We start from the raw sequence: 22,699 nt of genomic DNA on the forward strand, positions 1-22,699 counted from the left end.
CGGATGCGGACCTGCGGGAGGGTAATTTTTCACACGTCAGGAGGGGGCATTATACGGCGAAGTCGGAGTCGTGCCCGGGGAGTTTGTAGCGGGGGGTTACCGGCCCTATCGCCGGCAAGCCGGCTCCCACAGGTTTCTGTAGGAGCCGGCTTGTCGTGGCGACGAACCGCGGCGATAGGGCCAGTACAGGTCAATCCTTGGTGATCGGCAAGATGTAGTTCTCGAACTCGGTATCCTTGCGAAAACCCATGGATTCATAGGTCTTGCGCGCCACTTCGTTGTCGGCGCTGGTCGAAACCCGCATGCGCACCGATTGCGTGTCCTTGGCCATCTTCTTGGCCTCGCGCATCAGGTGGTCGGCGACCAGCATGCGCCGCGAGTCTTCGGCCACGTAGATGTCGTTGAGAATCCACACGCGCTTGAGCGAAAGCGACGAGAAGCTCGGGTACAGCTGGCAGAAGCCCAGCAACTTGCCGTCGTCATCATCCGGCAGGGCCAGGTAGATGACCGATTCGTCATGCTTCAGGCGCTTTTCCAGGAAGCTGCGCGAGCTGTCTGGATACGGTAGCTGCCCATAGAACTCGCGGTATCTGACGAACAGTGGCGTGAGCAGGTCGAGGTGTTCCAGCGTTGCCTTGATGATGCGCATGTGTGGCCCTCAGAGTCCATTTCGGGAAAATAGCGGAATGCCAGCAGTACTTGCACGCATGCTGCCCCAATCCCGGCTGGCAGCGCAATCCGCCATCCATTACATGTTTTTTACCCTTCGCCAAGTAGGAAATTGCCTTTTTGAGTGCGGGCGGTGTCATTTTCGATGGTATGAACCTCCGCTTCATCCTTCAGATTCACCCCGGACAGCTGCCGGCGGCAGGCCTCACGCATCAGGTACAGCAGGCGGTGGGCGGCCATGCCGTAGCTCAGGCCTTCCAGGCGCACGTTGGAAATGCAGTTGCGGTACGCGTCGGTCAGGCCGACCTTCGGCCCATAGGTGAAATACAGGCCCAGGCTGTCGGGGGAGCTCAAGCCGGGGCGTTCGCCGATCAGCATCACCGTCATGCGCGCGCCAAGCAGTTCGCCGACCTCATCGGCCACGGCCACACGGCCTTGCTCCACCAGCACGATCGGGGCGCTGGTCCAGCCGTCGGCGGCCGCCTGCTCCTCGAAACGGCTCAGCAACGGCAGGGCATGCCGATGCACGGCCAGGGCCGAAAGGCCATCGGCGACCACGATGGCCAGGTCGAAGCCACCTGGGTTGGCCTGGGCATGCTGGCGCAGGCGCTCGACCGACGCTTCGTTCAGCCGCCGGCCGAGGTCGGGGCGCTGCAGGTACTGGTCGCGGTCGCTGGCGGCGCTGTGCAGCAGCAGGCTGTCGCGGCCGCGGTCCTTCAATTGCTCGGTCAGCGCCGCGTGGTCGAACGGCAGGTGCACGGCATCACGGGCCTGGGCGTGGGCGAACTGGAAGTCCAGCTGGGCGCTGGTCGGCAGGCTGATGCCGCTACGGCCCAGGGCGATGCGGGCCGGCGTCAGGTTGCGCAAGGCCAGCCAAGGGGCTTCCGGTGTAGAGGGCGGGGTGGGGGTTCGGTCTGCCATGGTCACCTCCTATGCCAGCTGTGCCAAGGCCTGGCGGAATACCGGCGGCAAGTTGTCGCCGAAGCGTATCCGGCCATCGGCCTGGGTGAAGATGCCGGTGCGCTGCAACCAGGCCTCGAATTCCGGCCCGGGCTTCAGGCCCAGGGTCTGGCGCGCGTACAGGGCGTCATGGAACGAGGTGGTCTGGTAGTTGAGCATGATGTCGTCGGAACCGGGGATGCCCATGATGAAGTTGATCCCGGCTACCCCCAGCAGGGTCAGCAAGGTGTCCATGTCGTCCTGGTCGGCTTCGGCGTGGTTGGTGTAGCAGATGTCACAGCCCATCGGCACGCCAAGCAGCTTGCCGCAGAAATGGTCTTCCAGCCCGGCGCGGATGATCTGCTTGCCGTTGTACAGGTATTCCGGGCCGATGAAGCCGACCACGGTATTGACCAGGAACGGCTTGAAATGGCGGGCCACGGCATAGGCGCGGGTTTCGCAGGTCTGCTGGTCGACACCGTGGTGGGCATTGGCCGACAAGGCGCTGCCCTGGCCGGTTTCGAAATACATGAGGTTCTGCCCGAGGGTGCCACGATTGAGCGACAGGCCCGCTTCATGGCCTTCCTGCAGCACGTTCAGGTTGATGCCGAAGCCGGCGTTGGCCGCCTCGGTGCCGGCAATCGACTGGAACACCAGGTCCAGCGGCACGCCCCGGTTGATGGCTTCGATCGAGGTGGTGACGTGGGTGAGCACGCACGCCTGGGTGGGGATGTCGTAGCGCTGGATGATGGCGTCGAGCATTTCCAGCAGAGCGCAGATCGAGGCGATGCTGTCGGTGGCCGGGTTGATGCCGATCATGGCATCACCATTGCCGTAGAGCAGGCCGTCGAGAATGCTGGCGGCGATGCCGGCCGGTTCGTCGGTGGGGTGGTTGGGTTGCAGGCGGGTCGAGAGGCGACCGCGCAGGCCCATGGTGCCGCGAAAGCGGGTGACCACACGGATTTTCTGGGCCACCAGCACCAGGTCCTGTACCCGCATGATCTTCGACACGGCGGCGGCCATTTCCGGCGTCAGGCCCGGCGCCAGGGCGCGCAGGCTGTCTTCGTCGGCTTGCTCGCTGAGCAGCCAGTCGCGCAGGCCGCCGACGGTGAGGTGGCTGACCGGCGCAAAAGCCTGGGCGTCGTGGGTGTCGATGATCAGCCGCGTCACCTCATCCTGTTCGTAAGGGATCAGCGCTTCGCTGAGAAAGTGGCTGAGCGGGATGTTGGCCAGGGCCATCTGCGCGGCCACCCGTTCGCCATCGTTGGCGGCGGCGACGCCGGCCAGGTAGTCACCGGAACGTGCCGGGCTGGCCTTGGCCATTACGTCCTTGAGGCTGTCGAAGCGGTAGACCAGGTGGCCGACCGTGTGTACGAAACTTGCCATACAGAATCTCCAGAGCGCCGCGGGACGGGCCCGCGGCGGGTGTCGGCGATCAGTGCAGAGCCTCTTCGGCTTTCTGGATCGCGGCGAATTCCTCTTCCGGTGTGCCGGCGACCAGGTGGTGTCGGCTGTAGAACGCAAAGTAGGCAATCAGTACCGCATAGATCACTGCCGCGCCAATCACCACCCGTGGGTCGACCAGGAAGCCGGCGACCACCGCGATGCAGGCCAGCACCAGTGCCACGCCCGAGGTGAAGATGCCGCCAGGGGTGCGATATGGCCGCTCCATCTTCGGCCGGCGGATACGCAGGGTGATGTGCGCAGCCATCATCAGTACATAGGACAGCGTAGCGCCGAACACTGCGACCAGGATCAGCAGGTCGCCCTGGCCGGTCAGCGAGAGGGCAAAACCGATGATGCCGGGAATGACCAGCGCCAGTAGCGGGGCTTTGCTCTTGTTGGTCTCGGAGAGTTTGCGCGGCAGGTAGCCGGCGCGCGAAAGGGCGAAGATCTGCCGTGAATAGGCGTAGATGATCGAGAAGAAGCTGGCGATCAGGCCCGCCAGGCCGACCAGGTTGACGAAGCTGCCCATCCAGGTCGAGCCGCCATACGCCTTGGACAATGCTTCGACCAGCGGGTTGCCGGAGGCTTTCAGCGCTTCGGCGCCAGCGCCGCCGGGGCCGACCACCAGGATCAGCAAGGCGAAGGCCAGCAGCACCAGCATTGCGCCGATCAGCCCGCGTGGCAGGTCGCGTTTGGGGTTCTTGGTTTCCTCGGCCGCCAGTGGCACGCCTTCTACTGCCAGGAAGAACCAGATGGCGTAGGGGATGGCTGCCCACACGCCGACATAACCGAACGGCAGGAAACTGCTGGCGCCGACCGCGTCGGTCTGGGCGATGTCGAACAGGTTCGCTGCATCGAAATGGGGCAGCATGCCCACCAGGAACACCGCCAGGGCGATGGCGGCGATGGCGGTGATGATGAACATCAGCTTGAGCGCTTCACCGACGCCGAAGATGTGGATACCGATGAAGATGATGTAGAACGCCAGGTAGATCATCCAGCCGCCGATGCCGAACAGGGACTGGCAATAGGCGCCGATGAACACCGCGATGGCGGCCGGCGCGATGGCATACTCGATGAGGATCGCGGTGCCGGTGAGAAAGCCGCCCCACGGGCCGAAGGCGCTGCGGGCAAAGCCATAGCCACCGCCTGCGGTGGGGATCATCGACGACAGCTCGGCCAGCGAGAAGCACATGCACAGGTACATGGTGGCCATCAGCAAGGTGGCGAGGAACATGCCACCCCAACCCCCCTGGGCCAGGCCGAAGTTCCAGCCGGCATAGTCGCCGGAGATGACGTAGGCCACGCCCAGGCCCACCAGCAGGACCCAGCCGGCGGCGCCTTTTTTCAGTTCACGTTGCTGGAAATAGTCCGAGCCGACTTTTTCGAAGTCGACGGACGCACCGGCCGGCGTGCCGGCGGAATGATCGCTTGGCATGGATTCACCTTTTTCTTCTTGGTGGCCGGAGAGGTTCCGGCCCGTGGTGATGGGGACTGCAGGAAGCGAGCCAGAGGGGGGCTGGGTGGCCGTATTGGCCCTATCGCCGGCAAGCCGGCTCCCACAAGGAGTAGGAGCTGGCTTGCCGGCGATAGGGCTGCAAAGCAGCCCCCGAGGCCCTGGAGGGTTTAGAAGAAGCCCAACGGGTTGATGTCGTAGCTCACCAGCAGGTTCTTGGTCTGCTGGTAGTGGTCGAGCATCATCTTGTGGGTTTCACGGCCGACGCCGGACTTCTTGTAGCCACCGAACGCGGCATGCGCCGGGTACAGGTGGTAGCAGTTGGTCCACACGCGGCCAGCCTTGATGCCGCGGCCCATGCGGTAGGCGCGGTTGATGTCGCGGGTCCAGACACCAGCACCGAGGCCGAACTCGGTGTCGTTGGCGATCGCCAGGGCTTCGGTTTCGTCCTTGAAGGTGGTGACGCTGACTACCGGGCCGAAGATTTCTTCCTGGAACACGCGCATCCTGTTGTTGCCCTTGAGCAGGGTCGGCTGGATGTAATAGCCGGTGGCCAGCGAGCCTTCGAGTTTTTCCACCTTGCCGCCGGTCAGCAGCTCGGCGCCTTCATCCTGGGCGATCTGCAGGTAGGACAGGATCTTCTCGAACTGCTGCTGCGAGGCCTGGGCGCCGACCATGGTGTCGGTGTCCAGCGGGTCGCCGCGCTTGATCTGCAGCACCTTCTTCATCACCACTTCCATGAACTGCGGGTAGATCGACTCCTGTACCAGCGCCCGGGACGGGCAGGTGCAGACTTCCCCCTGGTTGAAGAACGCCAGCACCATGCCTTCGGCGGCCTTGTCGATGAAGCTCGGCTCGGCTTGCATGATGTCTTCGAAGTACACGTTCGGCGACTTGCCGCCCAGCTCGACGGTGGAGGGGATGATGTTCTCGGCGGCGCATTTCATGATGTGCGAGCCAACCGGGGTGGAGCCGGTGAAGGCGATCTTGGCGATGCGCTTGCTGGTGGCCAGCGCTTCCCCGGCTTCGCGGCCATAGCCCTGCACCACGTTGAGCACGCCAGGTGGCAGCAGGTCGCCGATCAGCTCGACCAGCACGGTGATGCCCAGTGGGGTCTGTTCGGCAGGCTTGAGCACCACGCAGTTGCCGGCTGCCAGGGCCGGGGCGAGTTTCCAGGCGGCCATGAGAATCGGGAAGTTCCACGGGATGATCTGCCCGACCACGCCCAGCGGCTCATGGATGTGGTAGGCCACGGTGTTTTCGTTGATTTCGGCGGCGCCGCCTTCCTGGGCGCGGATACAGCCTGCGAAGTAGCGGAAGTGGTCGACGGCCAGCGGAATGTCGGCGTTCAGGGTTTCGCGGACCGGCTTGCCGTTGTCCCAGGTTTCGGTGATGGCGAGGATTTCGAGGTTCTGCTCGATTCGGTCGGCGATCTTCAGCAGCACGTTGGAGCGGTCCTGCACTGAAGTGCGGCCCCAGGCGTCGGCGGCGGCGTGGGCGGCGTCGAGGGCCTTGTCGATGTCTTCGGCAGTGGAACGGGGGAATTCTGCGATCAGCTTGCCATTCACCGGGGAGGTGTTCTCGAAGTACTGCCCCTTGACCGGAGCTACGAACTCACCACCGATGTAGTTGCCGTAGCGGCTCTTGAAGGAAACCTTCGCGCCCTCGGTACCGGGATGTGCATAACGCATGGTGTCTCTCCTGGTTAATTGTGTTTGTTGAGGAGTTGAGAAGCGTAGAGCAAAGGTTGGGCCAGCGTGGCCAGCCCTAGATGGATCAATGACTTGGCTCATCTCTCAAGTCCCTGCTGCCAGTCTCTGTGCCAGGCCTGGCACGGCCTGGGTGACACTTTGTACCGTTTGCGACACGCTGGATGTCGGTGCATTGCAAAGCCTGGTGGGGTGGAGGATGCTGAGGCGAGTCTCTATCTGCGGAGAAAAACAACAAATGCAGAACAATCACTTCAGCCGCCATGCCCAGCAGGTCCATACCGTCGCCCGCGGCGAAGCTGGCAGCGATCCTTCGATTGCCCGCTCCTGGCTGCGCTGCCTGGAGGACTACCACCTCGACCCTTCGGTGATCGAGGCGCCGGTGGTGCTGGAGCACGGTCGCCTGCTGGAAAGCCGCGAGCGCCTGCACCAGGTGCTGGCAATCGCCAGCGGCGAAATGAACAGCCTGCACCAGCAGCTTTCCGGTAGCGGCCATGCAGTGCTGCTCACCGATGCCCGCGGGGTGATCCTCAACTGCGTCACCGCGCCCAGCGAGCGGCGCATCTTCGAGCGCGCCGGGTTGTGGCTGGGCGCGGACTGGAGCGAAGCCAGCGAGGGCACAAATGGCATCGGCACCTGCCTGGTCGAGCGCCAGGCCCTGACCATCCATCAAGACGAACATTTCCGTGGTCGCCATACCGGTTTGACCTGCTCGGCCAGCCCGGTGTTCGATCCGCATGGCGAACTTCTGGCCGTGCTCGATGTGTCATCGGCGCGGCCGGATGTCTCGCGGCAAAGCCAGTTCCACACCATGGCGCTGGTCAATCTCTCGGCGAAAATGATCGAGAGCTGTTATTTCCTGCGTCACTTCGAACAGCAGTGGCTGCTGCGTTTTCACCTGCAGGCCGAGTCTGTCGGCTTGTTCAGCGAAGGCCTGCTGGCCTTCGACGGCGATGGCCGCATCTGTGCCGCCAACCAGAGCGCCCTCAATCTGCTGGGCAGCATTCGTGGCGGCGTGCTGGGCAAGCCGCTGGAGCGGCTTTTTGCCTGTAGCCATGATGAGTTGTTCAACCGTGCGATGCCTGACGGCAGCACGGCCTGGCCGCTGCATACCCGCGACGGCCGCCAGGTGTTCGCCAGCGTGCGTGGCCAGCCGCGTACGCCGCTGTGGTCGGTGTCCGCCAGCCTGCCGCGGTTGCGCCCGCAAGCGGAGCCGGGCATCTGCCTGCTGGACCCGGCACTGCAGAACGACTTCCGCCGGGCCGTGCGGGTATTCGAGCGCGACGTGCCGCTGCTGTTGCGTGGCGAGACCGGTTGCGGCAAGGAGGCTTTCGCCCAGGCTGTGCATCAGGCCAGTCAGCGTCGCGGCAAGCCCTTCGTGGCGGTCAACTGCGCGTCGATCCCCGAAAGCCTGATCGAGAGCGAGCTGTTCGGCTATCGCGGCGGCAGCTTTACCGGCGCGCGCAAGGAAGGCATGCGCGGCAAGCTGTTGCAGGCCGATGGCGGCACGTTGTTGCTGGACGAGATCGGCGACATGCCGCTGGCCCTGCAGACCCGCCTGCTGCGCGTACTGGAAGAGCGCCAGGTGGTGCCGATCGGTGGCGAGGCGCAGGCAGTGGATGTGCGTATTGTCAGCGCGACCCACCGAGACCTGCTGGAGCGGGTGGAGCAGGGCAGTTTTCGCGAGGACCTGTACTACCGGCTCAATGGGCTGGAGGTCGCATTGCCGGCAGTGCGCGAGCGCAGCGACAAGGACCAGCTGCTGGATTTCCTGTTGCGTCAGGAGGCGCAGGGGCAAACCATCGAACTGCAGCCCAAGGCGCGGCAAGCGTTGCTGGACTTTGCCTGGCCAGGCAACGTGCGGCAGATGCGCAATGTGCTGCGGACCTTGGTGGCACTCTGTGAGCACAACTGCATCACTTTTGCCGATCTTCCCGCAGTCATCTTGAACCATGCTGGCGAGGGCTTTGCCCTCGATCGCCGGCAAGCCGGCTCCCACAGGCCGACCGGCGCTTTCCCTGTGGGAGTCGGCTTGCCGGCGACAGGGCCGGTGCTGCTTGAGGATGCCGAACGCCAGACACTGTTGTCGGTACTGGAGGCAAAACACTGGCACCTGACCCGCGTCGCCGAGCACCTGGGCATCAGCCGCAATACCTTGTATCGAAAACTGCGCAAACACGGCATCGCCAGGGGCGTCTGAGCGAAACAGCGGGTGCGATTTCCCTCGCCCTGGGCTACCCTGCCTCGAAGTTTTGCGAGGTCGACCATGCACATTCATATTCTCGGTATCTGCGGCACCTTCATGGGCTCGCTGGCGGTGCTGGCCAAAGAGCTCGGCCACCGCGTCACGGGCTCCGACGCCAACGTCTATCCCCCCATGAGCACCCAGCTCGAAGCCCAGGGCATCGAACTGACCCAAGGCTACGACCCGGCCCAGCTGGACCCGGCACCGGACCTGGTGGTGGTCGGCAACGCGATGTCGCGGGGCAACCCGGCGGTAGAGTACGTGCTCAACAAAGGCCTGCCCTACGTCTCCGGCCCGCAGTGGCTGGCCGATCACGTGCTGCAAGGCCGTTGGGTACTGGCGGTGGCCGGCACCCACGGCAAGACCACCACCAGCAGCATGCTGGCCTGGGTGCTGGAGCACGCCGGGATGAGCCCGGGCTTCCTGATCGGTGGCGTGCCGCAGAACTTCTCGGTGTCGGCGCGTCTGGGCGATACCCCGTTCTTCGTGGTCGAGGCCGACGAGTACGACAGCGCCTTCTTCGACAAGCGCTCGAAGTTCGTGCACTACCACCCGCGTACCGCGATTCTGAACAACCTCGAATTCGATCATGCGGATATCTTCCCTGATCTGGCGGCAATCGAGCGGCAGTTCCATCACCTTGTTCGGACCATCCCGAGCGAAGGCCTGGTCATCCACCCAACCACCGAACAGGCGTTGGAGCGGGTGATCGGCATGGGCTGCTGGACGCCGGTGCAAACCACTGGTGCGGGTGGTCAATGGCAAGCGCGCTTGCTGAGCCCCGACGGCTCGCGCTTCGAAGTGCTGTTCGAGGGTGAAGCGCAGGGCGTGGTCGACTGGGCCCTGACCGGCCAGCACAACGTCGCCAACGCCTTGGCCACCCTGGCGGCCGCTCGCCATGTCGGCGTGGTGCCGGCGATGGGCATCGAGGGCCTGAGCGCCTTCAAGAGCGTCAAGCGCCGCATGGAGAAGGTCGCCGAAGTGCAGGGTGTGACCATCTACGACGACTTCGCCCACCACCCGACTGCCATCGCCACCACCCTCGATGGCCTGCGCAAGCAGGTGGGCGAGGCGCCGGTGATCGCCATCATCGAGCCGCGCTCCAATTCGATGAAGCTCGGCGCCCACCGTGACGGCTTGCCAGAGAGCGTCAACGACGCCGACCAGGTGATCTGGTATGCGCCCGCCAACCTGGGCTGGGACCTGGCTGCCACTGCCGCCCAGTGCAAGGTGCCTAGCGTGGTGGCCGACAGCCTCGAGGCGATCATCGATCGGGTCAAAGGCCAGGCTCGGCCGGGTACCCATGTGGTGATCATGAGCAACGGCGGCTTCGGCGGCCTGCACGGCAAGCTGGCCGAGGCCCTCAAGTGAGCGGTCCGGAACGCATCACCCTGGCCATGACCGGCGCCTCCGGGGCGCAGTATGGCTTGCGTCTGCTCGACTGCCTGGTGCGCGAAGACCGCGAGGTGCATTTTCTGATCTCCAAGGCCGCACAGTTGGTGATGGCGACCGAGACCGACGTGGTGCTGCCGGCCAAGCCCCAGGCCATGCAGGCGTTCCTGACCGAGTACACCGGCGCTGCCGACGGGCAGATCCGCGTGTATGGCAAGGAAGACTGGATGTCGCCGGTGGCCTCGGGCTCCGGCGCGCCGGCAGCGATGGTGGTGGTGCCGTGTTCCACCGGCACCTTGTCGGCCATTGCCAGCGGTGCCTGCAACAACCTGATCGAGCGCGCGGCGGACGTCACCCTCAAGGAGCGTCGCCCGTTGATCCTGGTGCCGCGCGAGGCGCCGCTGTCGACCATTCACCTTGAGAACATGCTCAAGCTGTCGCAGATGGGCGCGGTGATATTGCCGGCCGCACCGGGCTTCTACCACCAGCCGCAGACCATCGATGACCTGGTCGATTTCGTGGTGGCGCGCATCCTCAATCTGCTGAACATCCCCCAGGACATGCTGCCGCGTTGGGGTGAGCACCATTTCGGAGTGGATGATTGAAGCGTTCGCTGGCCGGGTTGCTGGTCGCTTGCATGGTCAGTGGATGCGCCACGGTGCGCACGCTGGATGCCAACAAACCGGGGGCTCCGGTGGTGTATGCCGGTACCCGGCTGGACTTGTACGTGATGAACGGGGGCTGCTGCCCGAAGGATCATTTCGGTGCCGAGGCGCCGGGGTACCCGGGGTTGGACCTGCCTGGCAGTGCGTTGCTCGATACCCTGTTGCTGCCGTTGTCGCTGCTGACGGCGGCGGGGATTGGTTTCCAGGCCACCGGCGGTCTGTAAGGGCCCCATCGCCGGCAAGCCGGCTCCCACAAGGACGGTGTCGTACCTGTGGCAGCCGGCTTGCCGGTGAACTATTTCTTGCCCAGCCTGCGCAGTTCGTCGGACTCGATGACCCGGATCCCGTCTTCCTCTTCCAGCGCCAGACGCCAAAGCGCCCGCGCCAGGGTGCACGCCTCGATCCCCCGGTACTTGCCCGGCATCAACCGCGAAAACGGTGAGGCCAGGCGCTCGCCCAGGCGCGGCTGAATACGTTCGCCCAATAGCAGCGATGGCCTGACGATCGTCAACTGCGGCCAGTCCTGGCCCTTGAGCGCTTCTTCCATCTCGCCCTTGACCCGGTTGTAGAAAATCGGCGACTTCGGGTCGGCGCCTATGGCGCTGACCACCAGCAGGTGCCGCGCGCCCATTTCCCGCGCGCGTTTGCTGAAAGCCACCACCATGTCCAGGTCGACGGCGCGGAACGCCTCTTCCGAGCCGGCCTGCTTGAGGGTGGTGCCCAGGCAGCAGTAGGCGATATCGACGCGCCCGGCCAGCTGGGGAAGAAACACCGCCGGGTCGCCGACCGGGTTTTCCAGGTGCGGGTGCTCGGCCAGCGGCCGACGGGTCGGCGCCAGCACACGGCTGATGGTGGGTTCGTTGAGCAGGCGGTCTAGCAGATGTTCACCGGTAAGGCCTGTGGCTCCGGCAAGCAGGACATGCTGAGGCGTCAAGTACATGATGTCTCTCCTGTGTTACACACAAGCTTAGTGGGTGGCGGGCGTTTTTGCCTCTTCGTCGGCGTTGGCCTGTGCGGCATTTCGCAAGGCTTCTTCCGCTTGTTGCTGGCGCAGGCGTTGCCAATGTGCCAGTACTGCGGGTGGGGCCCAGAGCTGGGGCTCGGAGGCCTCGAAACCTTCTCTTCCTTCACGTTCGGCAACGCTGCTGCGCGCCAGTTCGAACGCTTGTTTCAAGTCATCGGTCTGGTTCAGTGCCTCGGCGAACAGGGCATCGCCAAAGTAGGTGAAATCGGCTTCCTCGGAGCAGCCGAAGGACACCCGATCAGCGCGCGCAGCGGTCATGATCACGGTGCGGTCATCCTTTAGCGGCGCAATGTAACCGCCGGAATAGCAGGCGGAGATGACGATTATCTTGTCGCGGTCCTTGAGCGGCGCCAGGGCGCTGGCCAGTTCGTCGGCCGTCAGGTCGGCCAGCTGCAGGCGCGGCTGGTCGAGCACCAGTTGGTGATCCTGGCTGCCGTGGCTGGTCAGGTAGATGAACACCAGGTCTTCCGGGCCGCTGCGCTCGGCCAGGGTGCGGGCGGCGCGGGTCAGGTTCTCGCGGGTGGCCATGGGGCGGGTGGTCATCTGGTCGCGGTGATTGACCAGGGTGACCTGGCCGCGCGCGCCGAAACGCACCTTGAGCATGTTGCTGACATAGTCGGCTTCGCGCAGGAACACACTCTGTTGCCCATCACCGGCCAGCACCAGGCTGTACAGCTGGATGGGCGGGGCAGAGCGGGGCACACGGGCCAGGGCCTCTTCGAGCAGACGCCCCTGGTTGAGCAGGGCCAGGTCCAGCGGGTCGGGCAGCAGCTTGCCCTTGTGGTCACGCACGCGCACCCCGTTGGTCCAGTAGCCGCTTTCGACCGTGCCGCTGGCCAGTGTCAGCTTGCCTTGACCCTGGTAGGCATCGTTGTCGAAGCCGCCGACGTACTTGCTGCCATCGGGCAGTTGCAGGTTGCCATGGCCAGAGAGGCGCCAGTCGACGAAGCTGCCCTTGTAGTGGCTGCCGTCGCTGCCCAGCAGTTCGCCCTCGCCAATCAGCGCACCGTCCTTGAACTCGCCGATCCATACATCGCCATCGGCATTTTCGTAGCGGCCGCGACCCTCAAGGCGATTGTCCTTGAACTCGCCGATGTACTGTTCGCCCTCGACGCTGTCATAGGTGCCGCTGCCTTGCAGCTGGCCGTCGACGAAGTGACCGCTGAACTGGTTGCCGTTGGCATCGCTGCGTACGCCGGCGCCGTTGGGCTTGCCCTTGGCGAACAGGCCTTGGTAACGGCTGCCGTCGGCCAGTTCGAGTTCGCCCGCGCCTTCGTACTGGTCGTCCTTGAACTGGCCACGGTAGGTCTGGTCGACCTGCTTGAGCGTGCCCTCGCCATCGCGCCGGCCATGGCTGAAGGTGCCGGCGTAATGGCTGCCGGGGGTGGTCAGGTCGCCCAGCCCGTGGAACAGGCCGGCGGCGAACTGGCCGCGATAGACCTCGCCATTGCTGCCGTGCCATTCGCCCTGGCCATGCCATTGGCCGTCCTTGAAGGTGCCGGCGTACCAGCTGCCATTGGGGTAGTCGATGCGCCCTTCGCCTTGCAGCAGACCGTTCACCACCTCGCCGCGATAGCGGCCGCCATCAGGCAGGCGCGCGTCGGGTGGCGACAGCGCTTCGCCATCGCCGCAGGCGGCGAGTATCAAGGTCAGGGCCAGAGGAAGCAGTGGACGCATGGCGGGATCCGGGCAATAGGTCTGCCGAGTATGCCGCACAATGGTGCGTTATAGGTATGGCTGACCGTTCGGCCAAGCCCGCTTCGGCACTCAGCAGGCTTGCCCTCGAACAGGTCTGGTCAGACGAAGCAGAGTATCAAGGGCTCTGCAATGTAAGCGGGTTTCTCCTCGCCTTCGATTTCCAGGGCTACCTTGGACTTGAGCAACCACTGACCTGGCTTCTTCTCGGTCGCTTCAGTCAGTTCGACCTTGAGTCGCACCTTGCTGTCGACCTTCACCGGTTGAATGAAACGCACGCTGTCCAGGCCGTAGTTGACGACCATCTTGTTGCCTTCAGGCAGCACCACGACATCCTCGATCAGCTTGGATATCAGCGACAGGGTCAGGAAACCGTGGGCAATGGTACAGCCGAACGGGGTTTTCGCCGCCTTTACCGGGTCCACATGAATGAACTGGAAATCGCCGGTGGCCTCGGCGAACAGGTTGATGCGTTCTTGGTCGATCTTCAGCCAGTCGGAACATCCCAGTTCTTTTCCAACGTACTGCGACAGCTCGGTAACCGGTACAAGGGGCATCACGACTCTCCAGGTGTCTTTTTTGGTACGGGAGTACTAGATCAGCACGACTTGCCGAATCCGTCAAGTTGCGCGCTTTTTGGCGATTATCGGCTTATGGGTGGGTCGTGCTTATAATGGCCGGCATGCCCGAAGGAGGTCCTTATGCTGTTGCGTGGTTTGACCTGGCTGGTGCTGTTCCAACTGCTGGGTACGGCGATCAATCATCTGTGTGTACCCATGCTGCCGGGGCCGATCATCGGCCTGCTGCTGTTGCTGTTCTTCCTCATGGCCCGCGGTGAGGTCGGCAAGCCGCTGAACGAAGCGGCCAGCAGCCTGCTGCGTTACCTGCCGCTGTTGCTGGTGCCTCCGGCGGTAGGGGTAATGGTGTACGCCAAGGACATTGCCGCCGATTTCTGGGCGATTGCTGGCGCGTTGCTGATCTCCTGCCTGGTCACCCTGGTGTTCGTTGGTGTGTTGATGCAGAAGCTCATGCACCGCCAGGGCAAGCGCGAGGAGCAGCCATGAGCCTTGATTGGCAAGGTGCGCTGGATGCGGTCGTCCACCATCCGCTGTTCGGCATCGGCATTACCCTGGGCGCCTATCAGATCGTGCTGGCTGCCTACGAGCGTACGCGCTGGATCTTCCTGCAGCCGGTGCTGGTGTCCATGGTGCTGGTCATCGCGGTGCTGCTGGCCTGCGGTATCGACTATCGCGAGTACCGCAAGAGCACCGAAATCATGAACATCCTGCTCGGCCCGGCCACCGTGGCCTTGGCCGTGCCGCTGTACCTGAACCTGCGGCGCATCCGTCAGCTGTTCTGGCCGACATTTACTACGCTGGTACTCGGAGGGTTGTTCGCGACGCTCTGCTGTCTGCTGCTGGGCTGGTGGTTCGGGGCCGAGCACATGATCCTGATGACCATGGCGCCGAAGTCGGTGACCTCGCCCATCGCCATGCTGGTGGCCGAGCAGATTGGCGGCGTGGCAGCCTTGGCAGCAGTATTCGTGCTGATAACCGGCGTCATCGGCGCCATTTTCGGCCCCGCACTGTTGAGCCGCTTCGGTGTGCACAGCCCAGAGGCGCGTGGCATGTCACTGGGCGTGACGGCGCATGCCGTGGGCACTTCGGTGGCCTTGCAGGAAAGTGACGAGTGCGGCGCGTTCGCCGCGCTGGCAATGAGCCTGATGGGGGTGGCCACGGCAGTGTTCCTGCCGTTGGCGGTCAGCCTGGTGGCTTGAGGAGTTGTGATGACGCTACCGCTGTTTCCGCTCAATACAGTGCTGTTTCCCGGCTGTCTGCTCGACTTGCAGATCTTCGAGGCGCGCTACCTGGACATGATTGGCCGATGCATGAAACAGGGCACCGGCTTCGGAGTGGTCTGCATCGTCGAAGGCGAACAGGTCGGCAAGGCGCCGCCGGTGGTCGCATCGATCGGCTGCGAGGCGCTGATACGAGATTTCGTCCAGCAGGAAAATGGCTTGCTGGGCATCCGCGTGGAAGGCGTGCGGCGCTTCGAACTGAGCCAGACCGAGGTGCAGAAGGACCAGTTGCTGCTGGGCGAGGTGCACTGGCTGCCGGAGCAGCCGGACAGTCCCTTGACCGAGCAGGATGACGACCTGCTGGCGCTGCTGGTGGCCTTGGGAGAACACCCGATGGTCGAGGCCCTGGACATGCCGCGGGATGTCGACGGGCGGCAGTCGCTGGCCAATCAGCTGGCGTACTTGCTGCCGTTCATGGAGGAAGACAAGTTGGACCTGCTGGCGATCGACTCGCCGGCGGAGCGCTTGACCGAGATACAGAAGCTGCTGGAGCGGATTCAGGGAGAGTTGTTTGCCTGAGTGATTCTTTACCGGCCCTAATCGCCGGCAAGCCGGCGATGGGGGGCGCTGCAGGTCAATACTGGTAACGCACCAGCGCCTGCGGCAACGCATGCATGGCAAAGAACGCCAGCAAGGCGATGCAGGCCGGCAACACCAGCCACCACGCCCGCTGCGGCAGGGCATTGAGCGGTTGACGATACTGCACCAGCGTCAGGCTGGCGGCACACACGCAACAGGCGAGCAGGGCCCCGGCCAGGATGTCGGTCGGCCAATGCGCCCCGAGGTAGACCCGCGACAAGGAAATGGCCAGCGCCGGTATGCAGCCCAGCAGCATCCATGTCAGGCGCATGCGCGGTGGCTGCCCGCGTCCCGCCAGCACCGCCATTACCAGGAAGAACGCAAACGACGCCGAACTGTGCCCGCTGGGCATGCTGTAGCTGGTCAACGGGTCGCTCAGCACTTCAGGTCGGGCGCGGGCGAACAACCATTTCAGCGTGCCATTGGCGATTGCGGTGCCCATCAGCGCGCCACCTGCAAACACGGCATGGCGCCATTGGCGTGCGAGCAGCAGCAGGCCGGTCAACAGGCCGCCGAGGAACAGTTGGGTGCGTAAATCACCCAGGCGGGTCACCAGCACCACCGTGCCGTCGAGGGCCTGACTGCGGTGTTCTTGCACCAGCGTCATCACACCCTGGTCGAATTCATGCAGGTAAGGCCATCCCAGGAATACCCCTGCCAGGGCCAGGAAGCTCAGGCCGGCGATCAATCGCGTGCCATTGCGCTGGTCGCGGATACTGCTGTTCAGGCTCAGGCCGATGACCACCGCCAGGGTACCGGCGATGATGCCCGCGTCCAGCCAGAAGCCTTCCGGCAACGGCAGGCGCATGGCCGCGCCGGTGGCCCACCCCGGTAGCAGGTAGGCCACCGACCAGCCGGCACCGGCCACCAGGCTGACCGCAATGAAGCGGGGCAGTGGCATGTCGAACATCCCTGCCACCATCGGCAACATCGGCCGCAGCGGGCCGATGAACCGTCCTACCAGCAAGCTGGCGATGCCATAGCGATGGAAATAGGTCTCGGCGCTGCCGATCCATTCCGGGTGGTGCCGCAACAGGGGAAGCCGTCGAATGTTCTGGTGGAAGTATTTGCCGATCGTGTAGGACAACGCATCGCCAAGCAGGCCGCCAAGGAACCCCAGCAGCAGGGTTTCGCCCAAGGTGAACGCGCCGCTGCCGGCCAGTACCGCCACGGCGAACAGCAGGACGGTGCCGGGCACGATGATGCCGGCGATCGCCAGGCATTCGATGCAGGCCACCAGAAAAATTGCCAGGCCAAGCCACTGTGGGTTGGCGCTGAGCCAGCCGGTCAGGCCGTCGAGCCATTGGCCCATGCTTTAGTTTCCTTGTTCAAGTATGAAGAAGTCTTGCCCTTCGACCTGCCCCCGGCGCAACGGGTTGCGGGTGCAGAAACGGGCGTATTCGGCGTCGACGAAGCGGTACGGCAGGTGCTCGTCGCGGCCGTGGGGGATGCCCAGGCGAGCCGCCTGGATCACTTTGGGCACGCTGATGCCGCAGTCCTCGACGTAGAGGCGTTCCGGGTCGAAGCGACGGGCATCCCACTGTGGCACCTTCAGACCCATGGCTCGGCACAGCAGGGTCTGCCCCGCGCACAGGCGCTCCGGCGGGCGCATGTTGCCGCTGGCGTCGGGGTTGTTAAGTTGCATCTGCGCCAGGCTGTTGGCCGTGGCAATGGCGTCGACCCAGGGGTAGGCGGACTTGATCAGCACGGCGTTGCCTGGGCCCTGGGCGCTGAAGTTGAGCGAGTCACCGCCACGTGCGTAATACATGTAGATGTGCCCCCCTTCGAGAAACAGGGCCTTGCGCTTTTCGGTATAGCCCAGGGACGCATGGCTGCCTTTGTCGGTGAGGTAGTAGGCCTCGGTCTCGATGATTCGCGCGGCCAGCCACAGGTCGCCGTGGCGGTGACGAATGACCTTGCCCAGCAGCGCCTTGGCCAGGGCCTGGGCGTCTTGCTGGAAAAAGCTGTCGGGCAGGGCGCGGGCCGGGCAGGGGGCTGTATCTGGCATGCTGGCAGTTCATCAGGGTCAAGCCGCGGATGATAGCAATGAATGACTGAATCGAGGCTGAACCGTGGCGTTTCGATAACTGCCGTTACATCTTTGCTACCCGTTCACTCAACCATTTTCGACCATCCGCCACCCGCCGCTGGGCGTACACCTGCGCGACAGTTATAATCAGCCGATTTCCCCTTCGCCAAGACACCGAACCCATGACTGAGTCCGTTCTTGACTATATGACCCGCCTGGGTCGCGCCGCTCGCCAGGCTTCCCGGGTGATCGCCCGTGCCAGTACCGCGCAGAAGAACCGCGCCCTGCAGGCCGCCGCCGATGCCCTGGACGTCGCGCGTGCCGAGCTTGCCGCAGCCAACGAACTGGACCTGGCCGCCGGCCGTGCCAATGGCCTGGAGCCGGCGCTGCTGGACCGCCTGGCCCTGACCTCGGCGCGCATCGACGGCATGATCACCGGCTTGCGCCAGGTCGCCAGCCTGCCGGACCCGGTCGGTGGCATCCGCGACATGAGCTATCGCCCGTCGGGCATCCAGGTCGGCAAGATGCGCGTGCCACTGGGGGTGATCGGCATCATCTACGAGTCGCGCCCGAACGTGACCATCGATGCGGCCAGCCTGTGCCTGAAATCGGGCAATGCCACCATCCTGCGCGGCGGTTCCGAGGCGATTCACTCCAACCGTGCCATTGCCACCTGCATCCAGCGTGGCCTGGCCGAGGCCGGTCTGCCCGCAGCCGTGGTGCAAGTGGTCGAGACCACTGACCGGGAAGCGGTTGGCGCGCTGATCAGCATGCCCGAGTTCGTCGATGTCATCGTCCCGCGCGGTGGCCGTGGCCTGATCGAGCGCATCAGCCGTGATGCCCGTGTGCCGGTGATCAAGCACCTGGACGGCATCTGCCACGTCTACGTCGCCGAGCACGCCGACCTGGACAAGGCCTGGCGCGTGGCTTTCAACGCCAAGACCTACCGCTATGGCATCTGCGGCGCCATGGAAACCCTGCTGGTCGACCAGCGCGTGGCCGAAGGTTTTTTGCCAGAAATGGCCCGCCGCTTCCAGGAGAAGGGCGTCGAACTGCGGGGCTGCGAACGTACCCGTGCACTGATCGATGCCAAGCCGGCCACCGAGGACGACTGGCACACTGAATACCTCGACGCGATCCTGTCGGTTCGCGTGGTCGACGGCCTGGACCAGGCCATCGAGCACATCAACCACTATGGCTCGCACCACACCGATTCGATCATCACCGAACACCAGGGGCAGGCTCGCCAGTTCATGGCCGAGGTCGACTCGGCATCGGTGATGCTCAATACGCCCACCTGCTTCGCAGATGGTTTCGAGTATGGCCTGGGCGCGGAGATCGGCATTTCCACCGACAAGCTGCACGCCCGCGGCCCGGTCGGCCTGGAAGGCCTGACCTGCGAGAAGTATGTGGTGATCGGTGACGGCCAGCTGCGCGGCCAGGAGTCCTGCTGAGTTGAGCAAGGCCCAGGCAGTCCGGCGCATCGGCATTCTTGGCGGTACCTTCGACCCCGTGCACATCGGCCACCTGCGCAGCGCGCTGGAGGTGGCCGAGTTCATGGCGCTCGATGAGCTGCGCCTGCTGCCCAATGCCCGGCCGCCACACCGCGATACCCCGCAGGTCACGGCAGAGCATCGTCTGGCGATGGTGCGCGAGGCGGTGCAGGGTGTCGAATGCCTGAGCGTGGATGCCCGCGAGCTGGAGCGCGACAAGCCGTCGTACACCATCGACACCCTGGAATCGATCCGCGCTGAACTGGATGCCAACGACCAGTTGTTCCTGGTGCTGGGCTGGGATGCCTTCTGCGGCCTGCCTGGCTGGCACCGCTGGGAAGAACTGCTGCAACACTGTCACATCCTGGTGCTGCAACGCCCGGATGCCGACGTAGAACCCCCTGACGAGCTGCGCAACCTGCTGGCTGCGCGCTCCGAGAGCGATCCCGCCGCCATGTCCGGCCCGGCGGGAAATATTTCGTTCGTCTGGCAGACGCCGCTTGCGGTGTCGGCTACACAGATCCGACAGCTGCTGGCCAGCGGCAAATCGGTGAGGTTCCTGGTGCCGGACGCCGTACTGGCCTACATCGAGGCGCATGAACTGTATCGTGCCCCTAACTGACGGTGCCCCAGGGCGCCTCATCCAAACGAGTTGAAGAGTTTTATATGAGCAAGCAGAAAATCAATGGCGAAGAACTGGTCAAACTGACCATCAGCGCCCTGGAAGACGTCAAGGCCCAGGACATCCAGGTCATCGACGTGCGCGAAAAGCACAGCCTGACCGACTACATGATCATCGCCACCGGTACCTCGAACCGCCAGATCAACGCGATGCTGGAAAAGGTCCGTGAAGCGGTCAAGAAAGAAGGCGCACAGCCGTTGGGCGAAGAAGGCAAGGGCGACAGCGACTGGGTGCTGCTGGACCTGAACGACGTCATCGTGCACATGATGACCGCCGCTGCCCGTCAGTTCTACGACCTGGAACGCCTGTGGATGGGTGCCGAGCAGAGCCGTGCGGCCGATGCCAAGCACCACAGCCCGGAAAACGCCAGCGACTATTTCACCGACAAGCTCAAAGATCGGGAATAAGGAGACGTCGTGCGTCTTCGCCTGATCGCGGTCGGCTCGCGCATGCCCAAATGGGTCGAGGAAGGTTGGCACGAATATGCCAAGCGCCTGCCCCAGGAGCTGTCGCTCGAGCTGGTGGAAATCCCGCTGAACACCCGTGGCAAGAATGCCGACGTCGCCCGCCTGATTCGTCAGGAGGGCGAGGCCATGCTGAGCAAGGTGCAGCCAGGGGAACGCATCGTCACCCTCGAGGTCCATGGCAAGCCCTGGAGCACCGAGCAGCTGGCTACCGAGCTGGATCGCTGGCGCCTGGACTCGCGCACGGTGAATTTGATGGTGGGCGGCCCGGAAGGGCTGGCGCCCGAGGTCTGTGCGCGCGCCGAGCAACGCTGGTCGCTGTCGCCGCTGACCCTGCCGCACCCGTTGGTAAGGATACTCATCGGCGAGCAGATCTACCGTGCCTGGACCGTGTTGTCCGGGCATCCTTACCACAAATGAGCCTGTAAGCAGTCCGATGTCGCAGCCGATCCGTCTCAAGGACCACGAGAAAGACGCCCGCCTGGTGCGCAACCGCGTCGTGGTCGGCGCGGTCGCGATCGTGTTGCTGATCTGCGTGCTGATTGCGCGTCTGTACTACCTGCAGATCATCCAGTACGACTATCACTCCACGCTGTCGGAGAACAATCGGGTGCACGTGCAGCCGATTCCGCCGACACGCGGGCTGATCTTCGATCGCAACGGCGTGATCATCGCCGACAATCGGCCCAGTTTCAGCTTGTCCATGACCCGCGAACGGGCAGGTAACTGGCAGGAAGTGCTGGACAACATCGTCGAAGTGCTGGAGCTCACCGAGGATGATCGGGCGCTGTTCGAGAAGCGCATGAGGCAGGGGCGTCGGCCGTTCGAGCCGGTGCCGATCCTGTTCGAGCTGACCGAGGAGCAGATCGCCCGCGTGGCGGTGAACCAGTTCCGCCTGCCAGGCGTGGAAGTGGTTGCCCAGCTGGTGCGGCATTACCCGCAAGGGGCGCATTTTGCCCATTCGGTCGGCTACGTCGGGCGGATCAACGAGAAAGAGCTCAAGACCCTCGACCCGGTCAACTACAGCGGTACCCACCACATCGGCAAGACCGGCATCGAGCGCTTCTACGAGGATGACCTGCATGGCCAGGTCGGCTACGAGGAAGTCGAGACCAACGCCCGGGGCCGGGTGCTGCGAGTGCTCAAGCGCACCGACCCGAAGCCGGGCAAGGACATTGTGCTGAGCCTGGACATCAAGCTGCAGGAGGCCGCCGAGGCCGCACTCGGTGGCCGCCGTGGCGCGGTGGTGGCCCTCGATCCGCGTACCGGCGAGGTGCTGGCGATGGTCAGTCAGCCGAGTTTCGACCCCAACCTGTTCGTCACCGGCATCAGCTTCAAGGCCTACGCCGAATTGCGCGACTCGATCGACCGGCCGCTGTTCAACCGCGTGCTGCGCGGGTTGTACCCGCCGGGTTCGACCATCAAGCCGGCCGTGGCCATCGCCGGCCTCGACAGTGGCGTGGTCAATGCCGGCAGCCGGGTGTTCGACCCGGGCTACTACCAGTTGCCCAACTACGATCACAAATACCGCAACTGGAACCGCACCGGTGATGGCTGGGTCGACCTCGACACAGCCATCATGCGCTCCAATGACACCTATTTCTACGATCTTGCCCACAAGATGGGCATTGACCGCCTGTCCAGCTACATGAACAAGTTCGGTATCGGCCAGAAGGTCGCCCTCGACATGTTCGAGGAGTCGCCAGGGCTGATGCCGTCGCGTGAATGGAAGCGCGCCACCCGGCGCCAGGCCTGGTTCCCGGGTGAAACGCTGATTCTCGGCATCGGCCAGGGCTACATGCAGGCCACTCCGCTGCAGTTGGCCCAGGCCACCGCGCTGATCGCCAACAAAGGCGTATGGAACCGCCCGCACCTGGCCAAGACCATCGAAGGCCAGCCGCCGGTGGACCCCAACCCGATGGAAAACATCGTCCTGCGCGACAAGGCCGACTGGGCCAGGGTCACCCACGGCATGGAGCAGGTGATGCACAACGCCCGGGGTACTGCGCGCAAGGCTGCGGCCGGTGCCCAGTACCGCATCGCCGGCAAGAGCGGTACCGCCCAGGTGGTGGCGATCAAGCAGGGCGAGAAGTACGACCGAAACAAACTTCAGGAGCGCCACCGCGACCACGCCTTGTTCGTCGCCTTCGCCCCGGCCGACGATCCGAAGATCGTGGTGTCGGTGATGGTCGAGAACGGCGAGTCCGGCTCCGGCGTCGCAGCCCCCGTGGTGCGGCAGATCATGGACGCCTGGCTGCTCGACGAGAGCGGCCGGCTCAAGCCTGAATTCGCGCCTGCCACCGTCGCCCAGGAAACGGCCCAGTGATGAACAATTTCGATCGCATGCTCTCCAG

The 22,699-nt window shown here is 64.2% G+C and carries 22 protein-coding genes; 12 read left to right on the forward strand and 10 right to left on the reverse strand.

The features are described from left to right. Positions 1–190 precede the first annotated feature (190 nt). The 5 genes from PPL01S_RS13620 to exaC all read right to left on the reverse strand — a co-directional run bounded on the left by PPL01S_RS13620 (position 191) and on the right by exaC (position 6,201). Positions 191–649 (reverse strand): GNAT family N-acetyltransferase, encoded by a 459-nt coding sequence (locus PPL01S_RS13620; protein ID WP_016393448.1) that lies wholly within the window; start codon positions 647–649, stop codon positions 191–193. Between the two features lie 110 nt (positions 650–759). Further along, the gene (eutC, locus tag PPL01S_RS13625; protein WP_016393449.1) at positions 760–1,590 is read right to left on the reverse strand and encodes an ethanolamine ammonia-lyase subunit EutC; all 831 of its coding nucleotides are present in this window, start codon (positions 1,588–1,590) and stop codon (positions 760–762) included. 9 nt (positions 1,591–1,599) lie between these two features. Further along, entirely contained in the window at positions 1,600–2,994 is a 1,395-nt protein-coding gene (locus PPL01S_RS13630) for an ethanolamine ammonia-lyase subunit EutB (protein WP_016393450.1), read from the reverse strand. A gap of 49 nt (positions 2,995–3,043) precedes the next feature. Continuing rightward, positions 3,044–4,492 carry an ethanolamine permease gene (gene eat / locus PPL01S_RS13635; protein ID WP_016393451.1) on the reverse strand — a complete coding sequence of 483 codons (1,449 nt, stop codon included), beginning with the start codon at positions 4,490–4,492 and terminating at the stop codon, positions 3,044–3,046. Positions 4,493–4,680: 188 nt separating this feature from the next. Continuing rightward, positions 4,681–6,201: an acetaldehyde dehydrogenase ExaC gene (gene exaC, locus PPL01S_RS13640; protein WP_016393452.1), complete on the reverse strand. Its 1,521-nt coding sequence runs from the start codon at positions 6,199–6,201 to the stop codon at positions 4,681–4,683. A gap of 256 nt (positions 6,202–6,457) precedes the next feature. Here exaC and PPL01S_RS13645 point away from each other — a divergent pair, with 256 nt between their 5' ends. The 4 genes from PPL01S_RS13645 (at position 6,458) to PPL01S_RS13660 (ending at position 10,745) form a co-directional block, all read left to right on the forward strand. Then, on the forward strand, positions 6,458–8,419 hold the full coding sequence (locus PPL01S_RS13645) for a sigma-54-dependent Fis family transcriptional regulator (protein WP_016393453.1): 1,962 nt from the start codon (positions 6,458–6,460) through the stop codon (positions 8,417–8,419). Between the two features lie 66 nt (positions 8,420–8,485). Beyond that, positions 8,486–9,835: a UDP-N-acetylmuramate:L-alanyl-gamma-D-glutamyl-meso-diaminopimelate ligase gene (gene mpl, locus PPL01S_RS13650; protein ID WP_016393454.1), complete on the forward strand. Its 1,350-nt coding sequence runs from the start codon at positions 8,486–8,488 to the stop codon at positions 9,833–9,835. Continuing rightward, complete coding sequence (gene ubiX / locus PPL01S_RS13655; protein WP_016393455.1) at positions 9,832–10,461, forward strand: flavin prenyltransferase UbiX; 630 nt, start codon at positions 9,832–9,834, stop codon at positions 10,459–10,461. The genes mpl and ubiX overlap by 4 nt, the downstream gene beginning before the upstream one ends. Then, complete coding sequence (locus PPL01S_RS13660) at positions 10,458–10,745, forward strand: YceK/YidQ family lipoprotein (RefSeq protein ID WP_016393456.1); 288 nt, start codon at positions 10,458–10,460, stop codon at positions 10,743–10,745. The genes ubiX and PPL01S_RS13660 overlap by 4 nt, the downstream gene beginning before the upstream one ends. Before the next feature lie 71 nt (positions 10,746–10,816). Here PPL01S_RS13660 and PPL01S_RS13665 read toward each other — a convergent pair whose 3' ends face one another. The 3 genes from PPL01S_RS13665 to PPL01S_RS13675 all read right to left on the reverse strand — a co-directional run bounded on the left by PPL01S_RS13665 (position 10,817) and on the right by PPL01S_RS13675 (position 13,797). Beyond that, entirely contained in the window at positions 10,817–11,461 is a 645-nt protein-coding gene (locus PPL01S_RS13665; protein ID WP_016393457.1) for an oxidoreductase, read from the reverse strand. Positions 11,462–11,488: 27 nt separating this feature from the next. After that, positions 11,489–13,222 (reverse strand): C13 family peptidase, encoded by a 1,734-nt coding sequence (locus PPL01S_RS13670; RefSeq protein WP_016393458.1) that lies wholly within the window; start codon positions 13,220–13,222, stop codon positions 11,489–11,491. A 119-nt stretch (positions 13,223–13,341) separates the two neighbouring features. Next, positions 13,342–13,797 carry a MaoC family dehydratase gene (locus PPL01S_RS13675; RefSeq protein ID WP_016393459.1) on the reverse strand — a complete coding sequence of 152 codons (456 nt, stop codon included), beginning with the start codon at positions 13,795–13,797 and terminating at the stop codon, positions 13,342–13,344. A gap of 144 nt (positions 13,798–13,941) precedes the next feature. On the opposite strand from PPL01S_RS13675, the gene PPL01S_RS13680 reads away from it, so the two are divergent. The 3 genes from PPL01S_RS13680 to PPL01S_RS13690 are packed head-to-tail and all read left to right on the forward strand — an operon-like array spanning position 13,942 to position 15,617. Continuing rightward, positions 13,942–14,304 (forward strand): CidA/LrgA family protein, encoded by a 363-nt coding sequence (locus tag PPL01S_RS13680; protein ID WP_016393460.1) that lies wholly within the window; start codon positions 13,942–13,944, stop codon positions 14,302–14,304. Next, positions 14,301–15,017 (forward strand): LrgB family protein, encoded by a 717-nt coding sequence (locus tag PPL01S_RS13685; protein ID WP_016393461.1) that lies wholly within the window; start codon positions 14,301–14,303, stop codon positions 15,015–15,017. Before PPL01S_RS13680 ends, PPL01S_RS13685 begins: the two co-directional genes overlap by 4 nt. A gap of 9 nt (positions 15,018–15,026) precedes the next feature. Further along, positions 15,027–15,617, forward strand: a complete 591-nt coding sequence (locus tag PPL01S_RS13690) for an LON peptidase substrate-binding domain-containing protein (RefSeq protein ID WP_016393462.1) — start codon at positions 15,027–15,029, stop codon at positions 15,615–15,617. 55 nt (positions 15,618–15,672) lie between these two features. On the opposite strand, the gene PPL01S_RS13695 is transcribed toward PPL01S_RS13690, so the two are convergent. Then, on the reverse strand, positions 15,673–16,989 hold the full coding sequence (locus tag PPL01S_RS13695) for a bifunctional DedA family/phosphatase PAP2 family protein (protein ID WP_016393463.1): 1,317 nt from the start codon (positions 16,987–16,989) through the stop codon (positions 15,673–15,675). A 3-nt stretch (positions 16,990–16,992) separates the two neighbouring features. Further along, complete coding sequence (locus PPL01S_RS13700) at positions 16,993–17,685, reverse strand: DNA-3-methyladenine glycosylase (protein ID WP_016393464.1); 693 nt, start codon at positions 17,683–17,685, stop codon at positions 16,993–16,995. A 203-nt stretch (positions 17,686–17,888) separates the two neighbouring features. Between PPL01S_RS13700 and PPL01S_RS13705 the strand changes: the two genes are divergently transcribed. Genes PPL01S_RS13705 through mrdA form a run of 5 tightly spaced genes read left to right on the forward strand, consistent with a single transcriptional unit; the run spans position 17,889 to position 22,671 of the window. Beyond that, entirely contained in the window at positions 17,889–19,160 is a 1,272-nt protein-coding gene (locus PPL01S_RS13705) for a glutamate-5-semialdehyde dehydrogenase (protein WP_016393465.1), read from the forward strand. A gap of 1 nt (position 19,161) precedes the next feature. Next, a complete protein-coding gene (gene nadD / locus PPL01S_RS13710) occupies positions 19,162–19,821 on the forward strand; it encodes a nicotinate-nucleotide adenylyltransferase (protein ID WP_016393466.1) in 660 nt (219 codons plus the stop codon). 44 nt (positions 19,822–19,865) lie between these two features. Then, positions 19,866–20,288: a ribosome silencing factor gene (gene rsfS / locus PPL01S_RS13715; RefSeq protein WP_016393467.1), complete on the forward strand. Its 423-nt coding sequence runs from the start codon at positions 19,866–19,868 to the stop codon at positions 20,286–20,288. 9 nt (positions 20,289–20,297) lie between these two features. Then, a complete protein-coding gene (gene rlmH, locus PPL01S_RS13720) occupies positions 20,298–20,765 on the forward strand; it encodes a 23S rRNA (pseudouridine(1915)-N(3))-methyltransferase RlmH (RefSeq protein ID WP_008090421.1) in 468 nt (155 codons plus the stop codon). Between the two features lie 16 nt (positions 20,766–20,781). Then, a complete protein-coding gene (mrdA, locus tag PPL01S_RS13725) occupies positions 20,782–22,671 on the forward strand; it encodes a penicillin-binding protein 2 (RefSeq protein WP_016393468.1) in 1,890 nt (629 codons plus the stop codon). Positions 22,672–22,699: the final 28 nt, after the last annotated feature.

This window comes from Pseudomonas plecoglossicida NBRC 103162 = DSM 15088, assembly GCF_000730665.1.
GTDB lineage: Bacteria > Pseudomonadota > Gammaproteobacteria > Pseudomonadales > Pseudomonadaceae > Aquipseudomonas > Aquipseudomonas plecoglossicida.